The organism is Geodermatophilus obscurus, assembly GCF_900115395.1.
GTDB lineage: Bacteria > Actinomycetota > Actinomycetes > Mycobacteriales > Geodermatophilaceae > Geodermatophilus > Geodermatophilus obscurus_B.
The window spans coordinates 188,632-208,715 of the sequence record NZ_FOWE01000002.1 but is presented as its reverse complement, the minus strand read 5'-3'; the positions used below and the strand labels follow the sequence as shown (position 1 = coordinate 208,715).

The 20,084-nt window shown below is 74.4% G+C and carries 23 protein-coding genes; 21 read left to right on the top strand and 2 right to left on the bottom strand.

What is annotated here, in order from left to right:
- Position 1: 1 nt before the first annotated feature.
- Complete coding sequence (flgK, locus tag BM165_RS04355) at positions 2-1,435, bottom strand: flagellar hook-associated protein FlgK (protein ID WP_075012292.1); 1,434 nt, start codon at positions 1,433-1,435, stop codon at positions 2-4.
- Positions 1,432-1,917, bottom strand: coding sequence for a flagellar protein FlgN (locus BM165_RS04350; protein WP_075012291.1), 486 nt, complete (start codon positions 1,915-1,917; stop codon positions 1,432-1,434). The genes flgK and BM165_RS04350 overlap by 4 nt, the downstream gene beginning before the upstream one ends.
- Before the next feature lie 157 nt (positions 1,918-2,074).
- On the opposite strand from BM165_RS04350, the gene BM165_RS04345 reads away from it, so the two are divergent.
- The 21 genes from BM165_RS04345 (at position 2,075) to BM165_RS04245 (ending at position 20,033) form a co-directional block, all read left to right on the top strand.
- Positions 2,075-3,043 carry a sigma-70 family RNA polymerase sigma factor gene (locus BM165_RS04345; RefSeq protein ID WP_083427047.1) on the top strand — a complete coding sequence of 323 codons (969 nt, stop codon included), beginning with the start codon at positions 2,075-2,077 and terminating at the stop codon, positions 3,041-3,043.
- Positions 3,044-3,178: 135 nt separating this feature from the next.
- Positions 3,179-4,312 (top strand): flagellin N-terminal helical domain-containing protein, encoded by a 1,134-nt coding sequence (locus BM165_RS25975; protein WP_177225105.1) that lies wholly within the window; start codon positions 3,179-3,181, stop codon positions 4,310-4,312.
- 116 nt (positions 4,313-4,428) lie between these two features.
- Positions 4,429-5,754, top strand: coding sequence for a flagellar filament capping protein FliD (gene fliD, locus BM165_RS04335; RefSeq protein WP_075012289.1), 1,326 nt, complete (start codon positions 4,429-4,431; stop codon positions 5,752-5,754).
- A 67-nt stretch (positions 5,755-5,821) separates the two neighbouring features.
- The gene (gene fliS, locus BM165_RS04330; RefSeq protein WP_075012288.1) at positions 5,822-6,202 is read left to right on the top strand and encodes a flagellar export chaperone FliS; all 381 of its coding nucleotides are present in this window, start codon (positions 5,822-5,824) and stop codon (positions 6,200-6,202) included.
- A complete protein-coding gene (locus BM165_RS04325) occupies positions 6,199-6,543 on the top strand; it encodes a hypothetical protein (protein ID WP_075012287.1) in 345 nt (114 codons plus the stop codon). The genes fliS and BM165_RS04325 overlap by 4 nt, the downstream gene beginning before the upstream one ends.
- Before the next feature lie 343 nt (positions 6,544-6,886).
- On the top strand, positions 6,887-7,234 hold the full coding sequence (flgB, locus tag BM165_RS04320) for a flagellar basal body rod protein FlgB (protein ID WP_075012286.1): 348 nt from the start codon (positions 6,887-6,889) through the stop codon (positions 7,232-7,234).
- A gap of 1 nt (position 7,235) precedes the next feature.
- Complete coding sequence (locus BM165_RS04315) at positions 7,236-7,634, top strand: flagellar basal body rod protein FlgC (RefSeq protein ID WP_075012285.1); 399 nt, start codon at positions 7,236-7,238, stop codon at positions 7,632-7,634.
- 2 nt (positions 7,635-7,636) lie between these two features.
- Positions 7,637-7,966: a flagellar hook-basal body complex protein FliE gene (gene fliE / locus BM165_RS04310; protein ID WP_075012284.1), complete on the top strand. Its 330-nt coding sequence runs from the start codon at positions 7,637-7,639 to the stop codon at positions 7,964-7,966.
- Positions 7,966-9,561, top strand: coding sequence for a flagellar basal-body MS-ring/collar protein FliF (gene fliF / locus BM165_RS04305; protein WP_075012283.1), 1,596 nt, complete (start codon positions 7,966-7,968; stop codon positions 9,559-9,561). Before fliE ends, fliF begins: the two co-directional genes overlap by 1 nt.
- Positions 9,558-10,637, top strand: a complete 1,080-nt coding sequence (fliG, locus tag BM165_RS04300) for a flagellar motor switch protein FliG (RefSeq protein WP_083427045.1) — start codon at positions 9,558-9,560, stop codon at positions 10,635-10,637. The genes fliF and fliG overlap by 4 nt, the downstream gene beginning before the upstream one ends.
- On the top strand, positions 10,621-11,472 hold the full coding sequence (locus BM165_RS04295) for a FliH/SctL family protein (RefSeq protein WP_083427044.1): 852 nt from the start codon (positions 10,621-10,623) through the stop codon (positions 11,470-11,472). The genes fliG and BM165_RS04295 overlap by 17 nt, the downstream gene beginning before the upstream one ends.
- Positions 11,469-12,767 carry a FliI/YscN family ATPase gene (locus BM165_RS04290; protein ID WP_075012282.1) on the top strand — a complete coding sequence of 433 codons (1,299 nt, stop codon included), beginning with the start codon at positions 11,469-11,471 and terminating at the stop codon, positions 12,765-12,767. The genes BM165_RS04295 and BM165_RS04290 overlap by 4 nt, the downstream gene beginning before the upstream one ends.
- A gap of 1 nt (position 12,768) precedes the next feature.
- Positions 12,769-13,233: a flagellar export protein FliJ gene (locus tag BM165_RS04285; RefSeq protein ID WP_075012281.1), complete on the top strand. Its 465-nt coding sequence runs from the start codon at positions 12,769-12,771 to the stop codon at positions 13,231-13,233.
- A complete protein-coding gene (locus tag BM165_RS04280) occupies positions 13,221-14,201 on the top strand; it encodes a lytic transglycosylase domain-containing protein (RefSeq protein WP_075012280.1) in 981 nt (326 codons plus the stop codon). The genes BM165_RS04285 and BM165_RS04280 overlap by 13 nt, the downstream gene beginning before the upstream one ends.
- Positions 14,198-15,601: a flagellar hook-length control protein FliK gene (locus BM165_RS04275; RefSeq protein ID WP_075012279.1), complete on the top strand. Its 1,404-nt coding sequence runs from the start codon at positions 14,198-14,200 to the stop codon at positions 15,599-15,601. The genes BM165_RS04280 and BM165_RS04275 overlap by 4 nt, the downstream gene beginning before the upstream one ends.
- A 12-nt stretch (positions 15,602-15,613) precedes the next feature.
- Positions 15,614-16,048, top strand: a complete 435-nt coding sequence (locus tag BM165_RS04270) for a flagellar hook capping FlgD N-terminal domain-containing protein (protein WP_075012278.1) — start codon at positions 15,614-15,616, stop codon at positions 16,046-16,048.
- 39 nt (positions 16,049-16,087) lie between these two features.
- Positions 16,088-17,275: a flagellar hook protein FlgE gene (locus BM165_RS04265; RefSeq protein ID WP_075012277.1), complete on the top strand. Its 1,188-nt coding sequence runs from the start codon at positions 16,088-16,090 to the stop codon at positions 17,273-17,275.
- A 234-nt stretch (positions 17,276-17,509) separates the two neighbouring features.
- Positions 17,510-17,812, top strand: a complete 303-nt coding sequence (locus BM165_RS04260; RefSeq protein WP_075012276.1) for a flagellar FlbD family protein — start codon at positions 17,510-17,512, stop codon at positions 17,810-17,812.
- Between the two features lie 3 nt (positions 17,813-17,815).
- Positions 17,816-18,586: a flagellar motor protein gene (locus BM165_RS04255; RefSeq protein ID WP_075012275.1), complete on the top strand. Its 771-nt coding sequence runs from the start codon at positions 17,816-17,818 to the stop codon at positions 18,584-18,586.
- The gene (locus BM165_RS04250; protein ID WP_075012274.1) at positions 18,583-19,545 is read left to right on the top strand and encodes an OmpA/MotB family protein; all 963 of its coding nucleotides are present in this window, start codon (positions 18,583-18,585) and stop codon (positions 19,543-19,545) included. The genes BM165_RS04255 and BM165_RS04250 overlap by 4 nt, the downstream gene beginning before the upstream one ends.
- Positions 19,542-20,033 (top strand): flagellar basal body-associated FliL family protein, encoded by a 492-nt coding sequence (locus BM165_RS04245; protein WP_075012273.1) that lies wholly within the window; start codon positions 19,542-19,544, stop codon positions 20,031-20,033. Before BM165_RS04250 ends, BM165_RS04245 begins: the two co-directional genes overlap by 4 nt.
- The last annotated feature ends 51 nt before the right edge of the window (positions 20,034-20,084 follow it).

Genomic DNA, 20,084 nt, shown 5'->3' with positions numbered 1-20,084 from the left:
GTCACCGCCCCACGAGCCCGGTGCGGCTGATGAGCGTGTCCAGCGCCTCGTCGATGGCGCTCACCAGGCGGGCGGCCGCACTGTAGGCGTGCTGGTAGGACAGCATGTTGGTCATCTCCTCGTCGAGGTTCACCCCGGAGACGGACTCGCGCGCGGCCTCTACCTGCGTGGAGACCGCCGACTGCACCTCGAGGTTGCGTGTGGCGACCGAGGTCTCGACGCCCAGGGCGACGACGAGCTTGCGGTAGGTCGCGTCCAGACCCGCCGGGTCCAGGCTGAGCTTGAACATGGCATCGGCGTTCTTGCCGTCCGCGGAGACCGCGCCGGCGATCGTGGCGGGGTCGGTGGCCGACGCCGCCACCTGCTCCGGCGTCAGCGCCCGGAGGCTGATGTTCGCGGCGGTGACCGCGCCGAGGACGACCGGCAGGGTGCCGCTGCCGTCGTCGAACAGCGGGCCGCCCCTGACGCCCTTCGCGTCGAAACCGGCCCCGTGGGCGGCGTTGAGCGACGAGACCAGGTCGCGGGCCAGGGTGTCGAGCTGGGCGCGGTAGCCCGGCACGATCGTCGTCAGCGTCGCCACGTGGCTCGCGGCGGTGCCACCGACACGGAGCGAGGTGCCGCCCGGCTGGGTGACGAGGCGGGGTGGGTCGCCGGCGACGTCGTCGGGTCCCGAGGCGCCGGCCAGCCGCACGCCGATGGCGGTGTTGCCGGAGACCAGGCTCGTCCCGCCGATGACCACGTCGACGACGCCGTCGTCGCGCGCCACCCCGGTCGCCCCCACGGTCAGCGACAGCTCCATCACGAGGACGTCACGGCGGTCGGAGAGCTCGTTGGTGGGCAGTCCGGACAGGCTCGCCTGCCGGATCGCCTGGTTCAGCTCGGCGATCGAGGTGGCTGACGCGTTGACGTCCGCCGCCAGCGCCGAGAGTCCGTCACGGGTCTGGTCCCACTGCTGGTCGAGCGATGCCCGGGTGGTGCGGATGCCGGCCGCCAGGGTGTCCAGGCGCTCCAGGACCTGGCTGCGCGGGGCCAGCTTGAGCGGGTTGTTGGCCAGGTCGCTGAAGCCGGACCACACGTCCGAGAGCAGGCTCTGGAGGCCGCTGTCGGTCGGCTCCCGGAAGGCCTCCTCCACCCGCGACAGCGCCTGGCTCTCCGCGGTCAGCCGGGCCGTGGTCCCGGTCTCCAGCTGCGCCCTCGCCTCCAGGAAGGCGTCCCGCACCCGGCGCACGGCCTCGACGTCGACACCACCCTCGGCGGTCCCGGCGACCGAGTGGATCGCCGGGACGGCGGCGCCGCCCATGGCGCGCTGGTCGACCCGCTGCCGCGAGTAGCCGGCGGTGTTGACGTTGGCGATGTTCTGGCCGGTGACGTCGAGGCCGCGCTGCGCGGCCCACAGTGCCGTCGACGCGGTGTTCAGACCGGAGAACGTGCTCACAGGGCACCGTCCAGGGTGACCGCCCGGTGGGCGGCGGTGTCCGAGCGGCCGGTGGCGCCGTAGGTGCCGGCCGAGGGGTGCCGCACCGACAGCAGCGCGTCCCCGATGGCGGCCAGGCCACCCTCGATCAGCCCGCGATTGGCGTCGGAGAGGCTGCGGAGGTCGGTCACCAGGACCAGCAGCGCCTCGTGGTGCCGGGCCAGCAGGTCGTTCCACGGGGCGGGCGAGGCCTCGGCGAGCTGGCGCAGCGACGGGTTGACCCCGGTGCCCAGCCGGACGGCGATCGCCTCGGTGGCCGCGGCGCGCTCGACCTCGAGGGTGCGCAGCTGGTCGAGCACGACCTCGATCTCGTGGGCGATGCGCGCCAGCCAGCGCGTCTTGCCCGAGAGGATCAGGTACTGCTTCTCCTCTGCCTTGAACAGCAGCAGGTCGAGCAGCTCCTGCTCGCGCCACAGCAGCGTCGACAGGTGCTGGTAGTCCACGTCCGCGACCGCCTCCCTCGTGTCCCGGCGGAGGTCACCGCCGTCCGCGCCATGCGGTCAGACCGTCGGCACCGGGCAACGGCCCCTCAAGCCGAGATCGCAGGATTGGCAGGAGTTGTGCGTCCCCCACCCCCCGGTCCCTGCCGAGGAAGGGGCCGTGCCCGCTGCCCGCCTTCCGGTGACCGCCCCGGTCGCCCCGCGCTCCGCTCCCCCGCTGCCGACCGTCCCGGCGCGGCCCCGTGCCGTGCGGTCCGAGGCCCTGCGCCCGGAGTCGGAGGTCGAGACGCTCGTCACCGACCACCTCCCTCTGTGTTCCTTCGCGGTCAACGCGGTGGCCTCACGCATCTCCCTCCCCGGTCACGTGAGCCGCGAGGACCTGCTGTCCTGCGCCAAGGTCGCGCTGGTCGAGGTGGCCCGCCGGTTCGACCCCTCGGCCGGCGCCACCTTCGCCACCTATGCCCTGCCGCGCCTGCAGGGCGCCGTCCTCGACGAGCTGCGCTCGGGCGACTGGGCCAGCCGGTCGGTCCGCGCCGCGGCCCGGCGCAGCGACGCCGCCGCCGACGCCCTCACCATCCGCCTGGGCCGCCCGCCGACGCGCGAGGAGCTCGCGGAGAGCCTCGGCGTCCGCCGCGAGGACCTCGAGGCGCTCCAGGTCGACGTGCACCGCGCCGTCATGGTCAGCATCGACGCCGAGAGCGGCGGCGAGGGCGGCGGCTCCCTCGACCTGCCCGACCCGGGTGAGTCCCCGGAGCGCGCCGTGCTGCGCGGTGAGCGGGCCCGGTACCTGCAGGACGCCATCCGCGCGCTGCCCGACCGGCTCGACGAGGTCGTCGAGCGCAATTTCTTCGGCGGGGAGTCCCTCACCGACATCGCGGCCGACCTCGGCGTCACCCTCTCCCGCGTCTCGCAGATGCGCGCCCGTGCGCTGACCCTGCTGCACGCGGCCATGAGCGAGGTCTGGGACGGTCGCGCCGTCCCGGCCGACGGCGGCGTCCGGGCACGCAACCAGCAGCGCCAGTACGTCGACCGGGTCGCCGGCCGCGCCGTGCCGACCATCCCCGCGCCCCGGTCGGCGCCCGTCCGGGCCGGCTGGCAGGCGGCCTACGGGGCCTCGCGACCCGCCTGAGTGAGACCGGGCGGAAAAAAGCCGTAGTTCGCCTCAAGCGCCGGCCGGTGCCGGCCGAAACACCACCTGCACGACCCGCAGCACGGATGCAGCGGTAACCAGTCAGCCCCGATTCCACGGAGGAACACCATGGGCATGAGCGTCAACACCAACATCGGCGCGCTCAACTCGTACCGCAACCTGTCGGTCACGAACGACCAGATGGGCAAGTCGCTCGAGCGGCTGTCCTCCGGTTTCCGCATCAACCGCGCCGCCGACGACGCGGCGGGCCTGGCCATCTCCGAGGGTCTCCGCTCGCAGATCGGCGGCATGAAGCAGGCCGTCCGCAACACCCAGGACGGCATCAGCGTCGTGCAGGTCGCGGAAGGTGCCCTGGGCACCACCACCTCGATCCTGCAGCGCATGCGCGACCTGGCGGTCCAGGCGGCCAACGACTCCAACAACCAGGCCGCCCGCGACGCGATCGGCACCGAGGTCGAGGGTCTGCAGAAGGAGCTGGCCCGGATCGCAGACTCGACCAACTTCAACGGCACCAAGCTGCTGGACGGGTCGACGACCACCCTGAACTTCCAGGTCGGCGCCAACGGCGACACTGCCAGCCAGATCGCCGTGGACCTGTCCTCGGCCGACGTCTCCGCCGTGGCCGACGCCCTCGGTGTCGGTGGCGGCAGCAAGACCTCGTTCGCGGTCATCACGCCGAGCACGGCGGCTGGGACCTACACCTTCTCGGACGGCCAGGGCGCCAGCGCCGCGGTCGACCTGGGCACCGCCGGCGACCACACCACGGTCGACTCGGTCGCCAAGAAGCTGAACGGGGACAGCAGCTTCTCGGCTGCATTCCGAGCGTCGGTCAACTCGGAGAACAAGCTCGTCGTGACCGCGAAGGACAGCGCCGCCACCGCGGTGACCGTGGCCGCCGGCACCGGTGCCGCTGGCATCAACACGACGGGTGCGGCCGTGACCGGTGGCATCAGCTTCGACAGCGCCGCCGACGCTCAGGACGCCATCGAGTCCATCAACGACCAGCTGGCGCAGGTCTCGGAGGCCCGGGCCCAGCTCGGTGCCTACCAGAACCGGTTCGAGCACACGATCAACAACCTGAACGTGGCGATCGAGAACACCACGGCCTCGGAGTCGCGGATCCGCGACACCGACATGGCTCAGGAGATGACCAACTTCACCCGGACCCAGATCCTGACCCAGGCCGGCACCTCCATGCTGGCCCAGGCCAACCAGTCCTCGCAGGGCATCCTCAAGCTGCTGGGCTGAGCCATCCGCACCACCTGAGCACCACTCGGTGAGGGGGGAGGCCCTGGGCCTCCCCCCTCATCGCTGCTCGCACGTTCACCGACCCCGGACCTCGAGAGGGGACCCGCATGGCTGGCATGAGCACCGGCATCGGACTGGCCTCCGGCCTGGACTACACGACGCTGGTCAGCCAGTTGATGCAGATCGAGGCCCAGCCTCAGAAGCTCCTGGAGACGCGGCTCTCCGAGACGAGGGTCGACGCGTCGGCCTACCGCGCCGTCAACACCGCGGTGTCGGCGATGCAGACGGCAGCCGAGGCACTCACCAAGGCCACCACCTGGACGCCGGTCAAGGCCTCCAGCTCGTCCTCGACGGTCACCGCGAGTGCCGCCACCGGCGCCGCACCCGGCTCCGTCACCTTCACCGTCGACCGGCTCGCAGCCCGGCACGCGCGCGTCAGCGCCGTGGACTGGGCGCCGCCGGCCACCGAGACCACCCTGACCGTCACGCGGGCCGACGGCACCGCGAAGCCGGTCACCATCGCCGCGGGCGCATCGGTCCAGGACGCGGCAGCGCAGATCAACAGGGCCGGCGCCGGCGTGACCGCGACGGTCCTCGACACCGGGGCCGGCCACCGGATCCAGCTGACCGCGTCCGCCTCCGGGGCCGACGGCGTCTTCTCCGTCAGCGGCGGCCTCGACTTCAAGCTCCTCACCCAGGGCGCCGACGCGCAGCTGACCGTGGGCGCCGGGAGCGAGGGCAGCTTCCCGGTGACCTCCTCGACCAACACCTTCAGCGACCTGCTGCCCGGGGTGACGTTCACCGTCGCCGAGAAGGGCGCGACCGCCACCGTCACGGCGGCCAGCGACCCGTCCGCCGTGACGGCCGCGGTGCAGGCGCTGGTCACCGCCGTCAACAGTGCGCTGACCACCGTCAACGGGTACAGCTACAACGGCACGGGCAGCACCGCCGCCCTGCGCGGGGACAGCGCACTGCGGCAGGTGGCCAGCGACATCCTGAGCGCCGTCTCGTACGCCGTCGGGAACCGGTCCCCCGCCACCGCCGGCGTCGAGCTGACGCGTGAGGGCGCGATCAAGTTCACCCCCGAGACCTTCACCAAGGCACTGGAGTCCGATCCGGCGCTGGCGCAGGCGCTGCTCAACGGCACGTCCGGCACGGGTGGCGTGCCGGGCGTCGCGCAGCGGGTGCTGGAGGTGGCCAAGCGCGCCACCGACGCGACCACCGGCACGCTGACGAGGCTGGCGAAGAGCAAGGACGACCAGGCCACGGAGCTCGAGAAGCGCATCGACGACTGGGACCTCCGCCTGGACCTGCGCAAGCAGTCGCTCACCCGGCAGTTCACCGCCATGGAGTCCGCACTGGGCGCCCTCCAGAACCAGTCGTCATGGTTGTCCTCCCAGCTCTCGGCGCTGCCCAGCTGGTCGAAGTCCTCGTCCGACTGACGTCGGACCTGTCCACCTGCTCACTGCCGTCGGCGTCCGACGTCGCGTTCCCGAGGAGTCCTGTCCCATGAGTGCTGCCCTGCGCGCCCGGTACATGGGCGACACCGTCGCCACCGCGTCGCCCCAGCAGCTGCTGGTCATGCTGTACGACCGGCTGGCGCTCGACCTCGAGCGTGCCGAGACCGCCCTGGTCTCCGGTGACCGGCAGGAGGCCGGCGCGCAGCTCCTGCACGCCCAGGAGATCGTCTTCGAGCTCCGCAGCAGCCTGCAGGTCGACCTCTGGGACGGCGGCCCGCGCCTCGCCGCGCTGTACGGCTGGCTGATCACGGAGATGCTGCAGGCCAACGTCAAGGGCGACCTCAACCGCGTCGCCGCCTGCCGTCAGGTCGTCGAGCCCCTCCGCGACGCGTGGCGCCAGGCCGCGGCGAGCCTGGCGGGCACCGCATGACCGCCGCGCACGCCTCGGACGAGGACCGCCGCGCCGAGTGGGCGGGCGTCCTCGAGGAGATGGAGGTCGAGGTCCTCGACGCCGAGCGCTCCATCCGCGGCAACCGCGCGGAGGAGATCGCCGCCTGGGGCCGGCGCATGGAGGACTGGACGCCGCCGAACATGCTCGGCCCGCTCCCCCCGGACCTGCGCGAGCGGGCCGCCCGGCTCCTGCAGCACCAGCTCGCCGTCGCCGAGGAGCTCGTCGAGCGCATCACGCAGTCCCAGCGCCAGCGCGACGTCGCCGCCCGCATGGCCTACCGGCCTCGCCCGGTGGCCGCCTACGTCGACCGCGCCCTCTAGCAACACCTCACGAACACCGACCCCGGCCGGGCCCGCCTCACCGCGGGCCCGGCCGTCGTCGTCGTGGGGTGGGTGTCACCGTCCGCGCGCGGACGGCGCCTCACGTGCCGCCACGGACCCCACCCGCGCCCGTCCGGCTCATCCACTCCCCCGGTCCCACCCGTCACGCGCACCACGGACGGTGGTCAAGGTCTGCCCGGGCACTGCCGATGTCGGCCCTGCACGGACAGCACCGCACTCGCCACGGATCGGCGGCCACTCCCCTGCGCCTCGCGCGCGGGGGTCCCCGACGTACCCGGAGGCACCTCGTGTCCTGCCGTCCTGCCCACCGGCGGTCCGCCCGATGATCAGCGACGTCACGATGACCACGCTGCACGCGGCGCTGAGCGGCCTCGCGCAGCGCCAGCGTGTGACGGCGGACAACATCGCCAACGTCCAGACCCCGGGCTTCCTCGCCGGCCGGACCGACTTCGAGTCCTCGCTGCGCGCCGAGCTGCGCCAGGGACGGACGCCGACCGTGTCCGGCGGGTCCATCGCCCGCTCGCTGGAGCCCACCCGGGAGGACGGCAACAACGTGAACCTCGACAGCGAGACGGTCATCGCCACCGAGACCGGCCTGCGCTACCAGCTCGCCCTCACCGCGCTCGAGGGCAAGTACAACGGTGTCCGCTCGGCCCTCAGGACGGCATGACGTGTTCGACGGCCTCGACATCTCCGGATCCGCGCTCTCCGTCCACCGCCGGTGGATGGACGCCGTCTCGGACAACATCGCCAACATCAACACCGCCAGCCCGACCGACGGCGAGGCGTTCAAGGAGCGCATGGTCGTCGCCCAGGCCGTGGACTACGGCTCCGGCGAGGGCGGCGTGCGCGTCGCCGGCGCCGCGTTCGGCAGCGGTGAGGGCCGGGTCGTGTACCAGCCCGACCACCCGCTGGCCGACGCCGACGGCAACGTCCGCTACCCGGACATCGACCTCGGCGAGCAGATGACCCAGCTGATCATGGCCCAGCGCGGCTACCAGGCGAACATCGCGGCCATGGAGCGGGCGACCAACGCCTACCAGGCCGCTCTCCAGTTCGGGAAGGGCTGACCGTGACCTCCCCCATCGGCGGCGTCTCGCTGCCCGGCATCCCCCTGGTCGGCGCCCTCGGCGGCGCCGCCGAGGTCGGCGCGGTCGTCCCGGCGGTGCCCGCGGCCTCCGGCGAGGGCTTCGCCTCGGTGCTGACCGGTGCGCTCGAGCAGCTCGGGAGCCTGCAGAAGACCCGGGACGCCATGGCCGTGCAGGCCGCCACCGGCGACCTGCGTGACGTGCACGACTACATGATCGCCGCGCAGGAGTCCTCCGTGGCGACCGAGATGGTCGTGACCCTGAAGAACAAGGCCGTCGAGGCCTTCACCGAGATCATGAGGATGCCGGTCTGATGCCTGCCGCACTGGCGGGGCCGCTGGCGAAGGTGCGCGGCACCCTCGCCACGATCAGCCTGGGCCAGAAGGTCGTCATCGGCCTGCTGGTCGCCGCGCTGGCGATGGGCGGCTTCTTCTTCTACCGCTGGATCACGACGCCGACCATGGCGCCGCTGTTCTCCAACCTGGCCTCCACCGACGCCTCGGCGATCGTCGACGAGCTCAACGCCGGCGGCGTCGCCTACGAGCTGGCCGACGGCGGCGGGACGATCCTGGTCGCCAACGACGCCGTCTACGACCTGCGGCTGCAGATGTCCGGCAAGGGCCTGCCCGCCGGCGCCGACACCGGGTACGCGCTGCTCGACGAGCAGGGCATCACCACCAGCGAGTTCCAGCAGCAGGTGCAGTACCAGCGCGCCATCGAGGGCGAGCTGGCCAACACCCTCGAGGCCCTCGACGGCGTCTCGCAGGCGGTCGTGCACGTGGCGCTGCCCGAGGACGAGGTCTTCGCCTCCGACGAGGCCGAGCCCACCGCGTCGGTGCTGCTCGACCTGACGCCGGGGACCGACCTCTCCGGCGAGCAGATCCAGTCGATCACCAACCTCGTGTCCTCCAGCATCGAGGGGATGGCGCCCGAGCAGGTCACCGTCAGCGACTCGGCCGGCCAGCTGCTCTCGGCCGCCGGCCAGACGTCGTCGGCGGCGTCCGGTGACGCCCGCTCGCAGATGGAGACCGACTACGAGACCCGGCTGGCCGCCAACGCCCAGTCGATCCTCGACACCGTCCTCGGCCCGGGCAACGCGCGCGTGTCCGTCCGCGCCGACCTCGACATGAGCCAGCGAGACAGCACCGCGACCACCTACGGCTACACCGAGGGCACCCCGCCGATCAGCCGGCAGTCCTCGACCGAGCAGTACACCGGCGACGGGGCCGCCGTCGGCGGCGTCCTGGGCCCGGAGAACACCGCCGACGCCGCGGACGGCGGCGCCGGCGGCGCCGCCGACTACTCGACCGAGTCGTCGACGGAGAACAACGCCGTCGACCAGACCGTCACCAACACCGTGTCCGCCCCGGGCGAGGTCAACCGGCTCACCGTCGCCGTCGTCATGGACGACACCGTGGCCGGCGGGCTCAACCAGGCGCAGGTGCAGGACCTGGTCAGCAACGCGGTGGGCCTCGACGAGGCCCGCGGCGACGACATCAGCGTCGCGTCGCTGGCCTTCGACACCAGCGCGGCCGACCAGGCCGCCGCCGAGATGGCCGCCGCCCGCGAGGCCGAGCAGCAGGCCCAGATGTGGTCGCTGATCAGGACCGGCGGCATCGCCCTCGGCATCGCCCTCCTCGTGCTCGTCGTCTGGCTGCGCTCGCGCCGCCGCGACGACGAGGAGGACGACGACGAGGAGGAGTACGACGTCGACGACGGCCTCCTGGCCGAGCTCGAGCGGCTGCGGGTGTCCAGCTCCCGCGACGACACCGCGGTGCTGGACAACCGGGCCCTGGAGCTGGAGGCCGCCGAGCGCCAGCGGGTGCGAGGGGAGATCGCGTCGATGGTCAGCGAACGTCCCGACGAGGTGGCGCAGATGCTGCGCGGATGGCTGAGTGACGTGAAATGACGCTGGCATCGGTCGAGCAGCTGGTGGGCGCGGGCGGGACCAACCTCCCCGCGCTGCCGCCGGCCCCGCCGCGCCCGGAGCTGCCGGGCCTGCGCAAGGCCGCCGTCTTCCTGGCCCAGATGAGCAAGGAGGAGGCCGGGCTGCTGCTGTCGAAGCTGCGCCCGCGCGAGGTCGAGGCGATCACCCGCGAGATCATGAAGCTCGGCTCGGTGGAGCCCGAGGACGTCGACGGCGTCCTGTCGGAGTTCCACCAGCTGATGAGCGCGCAGCGGTTCGTCGGCCGCGGCGGCGTCGACTTCGCGCGGGAGATCCTGGCCGCGGGCTTGGGCGAGGACAAGGCCGAGGGCATCCTGGCCCGGCTCAACGTCGTCTACACCGAGGTGCCCTTCGCCTCGCTGCGCAACGCCGACGTCCGGCAGCTGGTCACCTTCCTCAAGGACGAGCACCCGCAGGTCATCGCGCTGGTGCTCGCCCACCTGTCGGCCGCCCAGTCGGCCGAGGTGCTGTCGGGCTTCGGCCCCGAGCAGCAGGCCGAGGTGGCGCACCGGATCGCCACGATGGACCGCACCTCCCCGGAGATGGTCCGCCTGGTCGAGGAGGAGCTGGGCCGGCGCATGGGCTCGCTGCTGGCCCACCAGGACATGTCCACCGTCGGCGGCGTCGAGACCCTCGTCGAGATCATCAACCGCTCCCCGCGGCCCACCGAGCGCTCCATCCTCGAGTGGCTGGACTCCTCCGACCCGGAGCTGGCCGAGCAGGTCCGCGCGCAGATGTTCGTGTTCGAGGACATCACCACGATCGACGACCGCTCGATGCAGCTGGTGCTGCGCGAGGTCGAGGCCAACGACCTGGCCACCGCGCTCAAGGGCGTGCGCCCCGACGTGCGGGACAAGGTCGTGCGGAACCTCTCCGAGCGCGCCGCCGAGAACCTCGCGGAGGAGATCGAGCTGCTCGGCCCGGTCCGCGCCCGCACGGTCGAGGAGGCCCAGGGCAAGATCGTCGCGGTCATCCGCACGCTCGAGGAGCAGGGTGTCGTGACCATCTCGCGCGGCGGGGACGATGAGTTCGTCGCCTGAGGCGCGGGGCGGGACCCTGGACGGGGCCGACCGGGGCGTGCGGCCGTCGGTGCTGCTGCGCGGCGCGTCGGCCGTCGCCGCGGCGCCGTACCGCTCGGTCCCCGGGACGACGGTGCCGCCGGCGCCGCGGCGCGCCCCCGCGCCCGCGCCGGCCGGCCCGTCCCCCGTCGTCGCCACCGCGCCGGAGGTCGTCGTCGAGCGACGGACGGCGCCCCGACGCGCCGCCGACGTGCCGGTGCCCAACGGCCGCGGCGTGCTGCGGCTGGGCGACGTCTACGCCGAGGAGCTGGCCCGGCTGCGCGAGTTCGCCCGCGCGGAGGGCTACAGCGCCGGGCACGCCGAGGGCGTCGCGTCGGCGGCGGAGGTCGTCGCCGAGGCCGAGGCCGCCGCGGCCGCCCGGCTGGCCGACGTCCAGGCCCGCTGGGAGCGCCGCATGGCCTCGGCGACCGCGGCGCTCGCCGCCGCCGTCGCCGCGCTGGAGGCCGCCGCGGTGCCCACGGCCGAGGACGTCCGCGACACGATCGTCGACGGCGTCGCCGGCCTGGTCGAGGAGCTGCTCGGCCGGGAGCTGTCGGCGTCGGGCACCGCCGGCGTCGACGCGCTGCGCCGCGCGCTGACCCTCGTCCCCGCCGACGCGCCTGCCGTCGTCCGGCTGCATCCCGACGACCTCGCCGAGGTGCCGCCGCACGCCCTCGCCGCGCTGCCGCCGAGCGTCACCGTCGTCGCCGACGACGCCGTCGAGCGGGCCGGCGCGGTCGCCGAGTGCGGCCCGCGCCGGGTCGACGCGCAGCTGTCGACGGCGCTGGCGCGGGTGCGGGCGGTGCTGTCGGCGTGAGCGTCGCCGCCACCCTGGCCCGCGCCCGCCTGGCCGCCCGCCCGCAGCCGACCGGCTCCGTCGTCGGGGCGATGGGCCTCACCCTCACCGTCGAGGGCGTCGTCGCCGCCGTCGGTGACCTCGTCGAGGTGGGCGCCGGGCTGCTCGCCGAGGTCGTCGCCGTGTCCCGCGACCGGCTGACCTGCATGCCGCTGGGTGAGATCTCCGGCGTCCACGCCGGGGCACCGGTGCGCGCCACCGGCATGCCGCTGCAGGTGCCGGTCGGCGAGGCGCTGCTGGGCCGGGTGCTCGACGGCCTGGGCCGGCCGGTCGACGGCCTGGGCCCGCTGGGCGGCGGGGTCGACTGGGTCGACCTGGCCAGCGAGACCCCGCACGCGCTGTCGCGCCGCCGGGTGGAGGAGCCGCTGCCGGTGGGGGTGCGTGCCCTGGACACCCTGGTGCCGGTCGGCAAGGGCCAGCGGCTGGGCATCTTCGCCGGCTCCGGCGTCGGGAAGTCCACGCTGCTCGCGCAGATCACCCGCGGTACCGAGGCCGACGTCCGGGTCATCGGGCTGATCGGCGAGCGCGGCCGCGAGGTGAAGGAGTTCCTCGAGGAGAACCTCGGCGCGGAGGGCATGGCCCGCACGGTCGTCGTCGTCGCCACCTCCGACGAGCCGCCGCTGGTGCGGCTCAAGGCCGCGTTCGTGGCCACCCGGATCGCCGAGGGCTTCCGCGACCAGGGCCGCGACGTGCTGCTGCTCATGGACTCGATCACCCGCACGGCGATGGCCCAGCGCGAGGTCGGACTGTCGGCCGGCGAGCCGCCGGCCACCCGCGGCTACCCGCCGAGCGTGTTCGCGATGATGCCCCGGCTGCTGGAGAAGGCCGGGCCGGGCGCCACCGGCTCGATCACCGGCCTCTACACCGTGCTCGTCGAGGGCGACGACCACAACGAGCCGATCGCCGACACCGCCCGCTCCATCCTCGACGGGCACGTCGTGCTCACCCGGAGGCTGGCCACCGCCGGCCACTTCCCGGCGATCGACGTGCTCGAGTCGATCTCCCGCGTGGCCGGCGCGGTCACCTCCCCGGCACGCATGGCCGACGCCCGCGAGGCCCGGCGGCTCATGGGCGCGCTGCGCGACGTCAAGGAGCTCGTGGAGATCGGCGCCTACCAGGCCGGCAGCGACCCGCTGGTCGACCGCGCCCGGATGCTCTCCCCCGCCATCGACGCCTTCCTGCGCCAGGCGCTGGAGGACACCACCTCGCCCGACGACGCCTGGTCGATGCTGCACCGGCTCGTGACCGCGGGCTGACGTGGGCAAGCACGCCGCCTTCCGCCTCGAGCCCGTCCTGCGGGTGCGCGCCGCCGCCGAGGAGGCCGCCCAGCGGGCGGCCTCCGCGGCCGACGCCGCCGCGCACGACGCCGCCCGCCGCGCCGAGGAGCAGGCGGCCGCGCTCCACACCCGCGTGCCCCCGGCGTCCGCACCGGGGCACGTCTTCCTCGCCGCGATGGTCGCATCGGCCGCCGCGGCTGCCGATGTAGCGGCTGCACGGTCGCTGGCGCAGGCCTCGGCCGAGCAGGCGGACCTGCTGCGGCAGCGGTGGACCGCCGCCGCCCAGGAGACCCGGGCGCTGGAGAAGCTGCGCGAGCGGCACCTCCTGGCGCTGCGGACCGCCGAGCTGGCCGCCGAGGAGCGCGCGGTCGACGACCTGGTGACGCGCCGGCACTCGGTGCGCGCGGCCGACGAGCAGGGAGAGGAGGAGCCGTGGAGGGCCTGACCGCGGTGCACGGCCGCATCGCCGAGATCCAGAACCGGATCTTCACCCTGGCCTCGGCGTCCTCGACGTCGACGTCGACCGCGGTGTCCTCGCAGTGGGCCTCCGCGGCCTCCGCCGCCGGGCTCACCGGGACCTCCGCGACGACGGCGACCGGCACGGCGGCGACCGCCGCCAGCGGGATGGAGGGCCGCGTGGTGGCCGCCGCGCAGCGCTACCTCGGCGTCCCCTACGCCTGGGGCGGCACCGACCCCGCGGTCGGCCTGGACTGCTCCGGCCTGGTGCAGCGCGTCTACGGCGACCTCGGCATCGACCTGCCCCGCACCAGCTCCCAGCAGGCGACCGCGGGCACCGCCGTCGCGAGCCTGGCGGAGGCCCGCCCCGGCGACCTCGTCTTCTTCGACCACTCCCCCTCGCGTCCGGGCATCGACCACGTCGGTATCTACGTCGGCGACGGGAAGATGATCGCCGCGCCGCAGGCGGGCGAGGTCGTCAAGGTGCAGGACGTCGGCGACCCGGCCCTCATCCGCCGGGTGCTCCCGTCGTCGGCCGCCGCGGCGGCGGCGGCGGCCGTCCCCGGCTCCGGGCTCGCCGGCGTCCCCTACGCCGACCTGTTCACCGCCGCCGGCGCCCGCCACGGCGTCGACCCGGCGCTGCTGGCCGCGGTGGCGAAGGTGGAGTCGGGCTTCGACTCCTCGGCCGTCTCGCCGGCCGGCGCCACCGGCCTCATGCAGTTCATGCCCGCGACGGCGGCCGGCCTCGGCGTCGACCCCGCCGACCCGGCGTCGGCCGTCGACGGCGCGGCCCGCTACCTGCGCCAGCTCACCGACCGCTTCGGCTCCACCGACCTGGCGCTGGCCGCGTACAACGCCGGCCCCGGCACGGTCGCCCGCCACGGCGGGATCCCGCCGTACGCCGAGACCCAGTCCTACGTCCGCAAGGTCACCAGCGCCGTGGAGGCCTACTCGTGACAGCCCCCGTCCTCCCCTCCGTCCCCCCGGCCGCGCCGCCGTCGGGCCCGTCCCGCGCCGCCGGCCCCGCGTCGGCCGCCGGGTTCGCCGCCGCCCTGGGCAGCGCGGTCGCCGACCGTGCCTCCGCGGCCCGGGCCCCGGTGGCCCGGGGTCCGGTCGACCGCGGTGCCGACGAGCGGGGCCCGGTGGCCCGCGGTCCCGCCGGCCGGGGTCGCCCCGAGCGCGACCCCGCCGACCCGGCAGCCGGCGGACCGGCTCCCGGCGAGCCCGTCCCCGCCGAGGAGGCCGCGGCCACCGGCCAGGCAGCCACCGACCACGCGGCCACCGACCACGCGGCCACCACCCCGGTCACCCCGCTGCCCGCCGGCTGGGCGATGGCGCTGGCCCTCGGCACGCCCGTCGCGGCCCCGGGCACCGCGGCCGCGCCCGTCACCGTCCCCGGCGCCGTGGTGCCCGCCGCGCCCCCGGCCGCGGACACCACCGGCGGACTGCCGGCCGGGCCCGTCGTCGCCGCGGCGCCCACGGGTGCCGCGCTGCCCGGCGGCCCGCTGCCCACGGATCCGGTCGGCGTCCCGGCCGCGACCGCCGCGCCGTCCGCCCCGCCCGCCGCCGCGCCGGCTGCCGTGCCGGGCACCGCGCCCGCCGCGGTGCCCACGGTGCCCGCCGTCCTGCCGGAGGGCCTCGTCGTCGTCGCGGCGGACCTCGCGCCGGCTCCCGACGCCGCTGCCGGCCCCCTCCCGTCCGCGGCCGCCCCGGCCGTGCCCGCCGTCCCGGCGGCGGCGTCCGGCGAGGACGCCGGCCCCGGCACCGGCGACCCGCGGCCGCGGCCGGTCGAGTCGCCGTCCACCGCGCCGGCCCCGACCGGTGCGGGCGCCGTGGCCGCACCGGCAGCGCCGTCCCCCGTCGCCGCCCCGGTCCCGGTGGCCCGCGCCGACGCGCCTCCCCCGCCGGTCGCCGGCCAGGTCGCCCCCGTCGTCGCCACGCTGGCCGCCGGGCCGAACGGCGCGCACACCATGACCCTGGTGCTCACGCCGGAGACCCTCGGACCGGTCGAGATCCGGGTGACCGTGCAGAACGGCACGATCGACCTCGGCCTGCGCGGCGCCTCCGAGGCCGGCCGGGCGGCGCTGCTCGACGCGCTGCCCGACCTGCGCCGCGACCTCGAGTCCTCCGGCCTGAGCTGCTCGCGGCTGCAGGTCGACCGCGAGCAGGCCGGCTCGGGCCAGTCGCAGGACCGGACCGCCTGGCAGCAGGCCGACGACCGCGGCCGCGGCCACGGTCAGGGACGCGGCCCGGCCGACGACCGCGGCCGCCCGTGGCCGCGCACCGACCCCGACGGGAGCCGCCCGGCTGCCGCCCCGACCCACCCCGCGTCGAGCCGTCTCGACGTCCGGGCCTGAGAGGAGCCGACGATGACCAACCCCGTGGGCGGCGTGGGCACCTCCGCCCCGGCCGCCGCGACCTCCACCGCCACCAGTTCGGTGGACCGCGCCGACCAGATGGGCAAGGACACCTTCCTGCAGCTGCTGGTCGCGCAGATGAAGTACCAGGACCCCAGCAACCCCACGAGCACGACCGAGTTCATGTCGCAGACGGCGACGTTCACCCAGGTCGAGAAGCTCGAGGAGATCGCCACCCAGAACGCCGCGCTCCTGTCGCTGCAGCGCTCGCTGTCGGCCGGGGCCCTGGTCGGCCACGCGGTCAGCTGGACCGCGGAGGACGGCTCGACCCGGACGGGGACGGTGTCCTCGGTCCGCTTCGGCGGTGACGAGCCCCAGGCCGTCGTCGACGGCCAGGAGGTGCCCCTCGGGCGCCTGACCGAGATCTCCGTGCCCGCCTCCTCCTGACCCCGCCCCGCGCTCCCCCTCCCGAGAGGACCTCCCCCCGTGCTCCGTTCGATGTTCTCGGCCATCTCCGGCCTGCGCGCCCACCAGACCAAGCTCGACGTCACCGGCAACAACATCGCCAACGTCAACACGGTCGGCTTCAAGAGCTCCCAGACCGTCTTCGAGGACACCCTGTCCCAGGTCATCCGCAACGGCTCCGCGCCGACCGCCGACACCGGTGGCACCAACCCGGCCCAGGTCGGCCTCGGCGTCAAGGTCGCCGGCATCACGACCAACTTCGGTCAGGGTTCGACCCAGAACACCGGCCGCTCGACCGACTTCATGATCAGCGGCGACGGCTTCTTCGTCACCCGGGCCGGCAACGAGAACCTCTACACCCGCGCCGGGTCCTTCGACTACGACGGCGCCGGCAACCTGGTCACCCCCGACGGCGCGCAGCTGCAGGGCTGGATGGCCGACGACGGCGTGGTCAACACCAACGCCGCGGTCGGCCCGCTGAGCATCCCCTTCGGCCAGGTCATGCGCCCGACCGCGACCACGGAGGGCGCCGTCGCCGGCAACCTGTCGACGACGGCCGGCGTCGGCGAGGCGGTGCAGACCCAGATCACCACCTACGACGCGGTCGGGACGGCGCACCCGATCGCGCTGACCTTCTCCCGGACCGCCACCGGCTGGTCGGTCGCCGCCACCGAGAACGGCGCCCCCCGCGGGACGACGGCGCTCGCCTTCGGCGCCGACGGCCGGCCCACCGGCGCCACGGCCTTCACCGTGAACGTCGGCGGCGCGCCGGTCGACATCGAGCTCGGCGGGATGACGCAGTACGGCGGCAAGACCTCCCTGACGCCCAGCGGTGTCGACGGCAACGCCATGGGCACGCTGCAGTCGATCTCGCTGAGCGGCGACGGCACGATCATGGGCGTCTACTCCAACAGCCTCCGGGAGCCGATCGGCAAGCTGGCGCTGGCCACCTTCGCCAACCCCAGCGGCCTGTCCAAGGCCGGCAACACGAGCTACCGGGTGGGCGACAACTCCGGCCAGCCGGTCGTGGGCGAGGCCGGCACCGGCGGCCGCGGCTCCCTGACCGCCGGCGCGCTGGAGATGTCCAACGTCGACCTGGCCGAGGAGTTCACCGGCCTGATCGTCGCCCAGCGCGGCTTCCAGGCCAACAGCCGCGTGATCACCAGCTCCGACGAGATCCTGCAGGACCTGGTCAACCTCAAGCGCTAGCCGCAGACCCCTCCGGGCGGCCCGGCACCCGCGCGGGTGCCGGGCCGCCCGTCGTCGCGGGCCGTCCCGGTGCCCCTGGGGCGCACGGGGACGCGGTGCGCAGGTCACCCGCGCGGGTGACCCGGCGGACGGTGTTCGGCTCAAGCAGCCCCCGCGCGGGACCGATGGTCCCTGCAGCCGGCAGTCCGCAGCGCCGCGGCCGCCCCTCCCCCGACGAGCCAAGAGGACCCACCCGTGATCCGTGTGACGCGCCTGAACGGGGAGCACTTCGCGCTCAACCCCGACCTCATCGAGCGGGTCGAGGGCCACCCCGACACGGTCGTCTTCCTCGTCGACGGCACCAGGTACATCGTCCGGGAGGGCGTCGACGAGGTGCTCGACGAGATCCGCGAGTACCGGGCGAGCATCCTCGCCACCGCCTACGCCATGGACCGCGGCACCTACCGCGCGGCCTCCCCCGGCTCGGCCCCCGCCCACCCGGCCGACGGCGCCCCGCGCGCCTCGGTCGTGCCCTTCCCGGCCCGTGAGGAGCGCTGACCCATGGACCCCGCCACCCTCATCGGGTTCGTCGTCTCGATGGTCGCCCTGCTGGTCTTCATGATCATGGAGGGCGCCGACCCGACGTCGCTGCTGTTCCTGCCGGCGATCATCCTGGTCATCGTCGCGACCTTCGGTGCGGCGATGTCCGGGCAGACGATGGACGACCTCAAGAAGATGCCCGGCTGGTTCAAGCAGGCCCTGACGCCGGCCAAGGTCCCGCCGGCCAGCGAGCAGATCCAGACCCTGGTCAGCCTCGCCGAGAAGGCACGCAAGGAGGGCCTGCTCGCGCTCGAGGCCCAGGTCAAGGCGATCGAGGACCCGTTCCTCAAGCGCGGACTGCAGATGGGCATCGACGGCACCGACCCCGAGGAGCTGCGCTCCGTCCTCGAGAGCGAGATCTCGGCCAAGAAGGCGGAGGACAAGACCGCCGCCAAGTTCATGACGACGATGGGCGGCTACGCCCCGACCATCGGCATCGTCGGCTGCATCGTCGGCCTGATGAACGTCATGGGGAACCTCAGCAACCCCGAGGCGCTGGGCCCGATGATCGCCGCGGCGTTCGTCGCCACGCTGTGGGGCGTCATGGCCGCCAACTTCTGGTTCCTGCCCATGGGCGCCAAGATCCTGCGGGTCAGCGAGCTGCAGGCCGCGCAGATGGAGCTCCTCGTCGAGGGCATCGCCGAGATCCAGGCCGGCACCAGCCCCCGCGCCGTCCGGCTCAAGCTCAACTCCCTGATCCCGCCCAGTGAGGTCGCCAAGGAGGCCGCGTGAGCGGCGGCGGCCACGGCGGCAAGCGCCGGGCCAAGAAGCACGAGGAGGAGGAGCACGAGAACCACGAGCGGTGGCTGGTGTCCTACGCGGACATGATGACGCTGCTGCTGGTGCTCTTCGTGGTCCTCTTCGCGATGAGCCAGGTGGACAAGGAGAAGTTCGCCGCCCTGGCGAGCGGGCTGTCGGAGGCCTTCGGCGCCCCCGTCACCGCGATGCAGGGGTCGGCGAGCAACCCCGAGGCCTCGGTGCTCGACTCCCTGGACGCCGCCGTCGACGTGCAGATCCCGCCGGCCCCGGCCGCGCAGGAGTCGATCGACGCCGCCGCGGCCGAGGCCGCCCGCCAGGAGGCCCAGCGGGTCGCCGCCGAGGCGCGGGCCGAGTACGACCAGCTGCGCGCCGCGCGCGACGCCATCGACGCCGCCCTCGCCGCCGCCGGTCACGCCGGCGCGGCCAAGTACGAGATCGACGAGCGCGGCCTGGTCGTGCACATCGTGTCCGACCCGGTGCTGTTCGGCCCCGAGGAGGCCGCGCTGCAGCCCACGGGCCGCGAGATCCTCCGCGCCGTCGCCCCGGCGCTGACCGGCCTGCCCAACCAGATCGACGTCGAGGGGCACGCCAACTCCCTCCCGGTCACCCCGGGCGGGCCGTGGCCGTCGAACTGGGAGCTGTCGGCCTACCGCGCCACCACCGTCGTCCGCTTCCTCGCCGCCGAGGGCGTCCCCCAGACCCGGCTGCAGGGCACCGGGCTCTCCGACACGCGGCCGATGGTGCCCGCGACCGACCCCGGCGCGCTCTCCCTCAACCGCCGCGTCGACATCGTCGTGCTGTCCGACGCCTCCGCCGAGGCCCGGGAGCTGCTGCCCGGCCTCGATGCCCCCGCACAGCAGGCCCCCGCCCAGACCGCACCCGCGCCGGCCGCCCCGGCCGCGCCGGCCGCACAGGAAGGCACCCACGAGTGAGCACCAGGACCAGGGACAAGGCCGCCAAGGGCAAGGACGACGCGACCGACGGCGAGGAGGGCGGGGGCGGCGGCAGGAAGAAGCTCCTCGTCATGCTGGTGCTCCTGCTGGTCGCCGCCGGCGCGGGTGTCTACTTCTTCCTCTTCGCCGGCAGCGGCGAGGCCGCGGCCGAGGAGCCCGAGCACGGCGGGTACACCGCCCTGGAGCCCATCGCGGTCAACCTCGCCGGCGGCGGTTACCTCAAGATCGGGATCACGCTCGAGTACACCGCGGCCGCCGCCGCGGGCGGGCACGGCAGCGGTGGCGTCGACGGCTCCAAGGCCCTCGACATCGTCATCGCCACCTACTCCCAGGCCCAGCCGGCCGACGTCACCGGCGCCCGCGAGGCGCTCAAGGAGTCGCTGGAGCACCAGATCGTCGAGGCCTACACCGAGGACGGCGTCCCGATGGTCATGCACGTCTACCTCACCGAGTACGTCACCCAGTGACGTCCTGACCCACCCGCCACGCCCCAGTGGCCCCCGGGCGCACCACGCGCC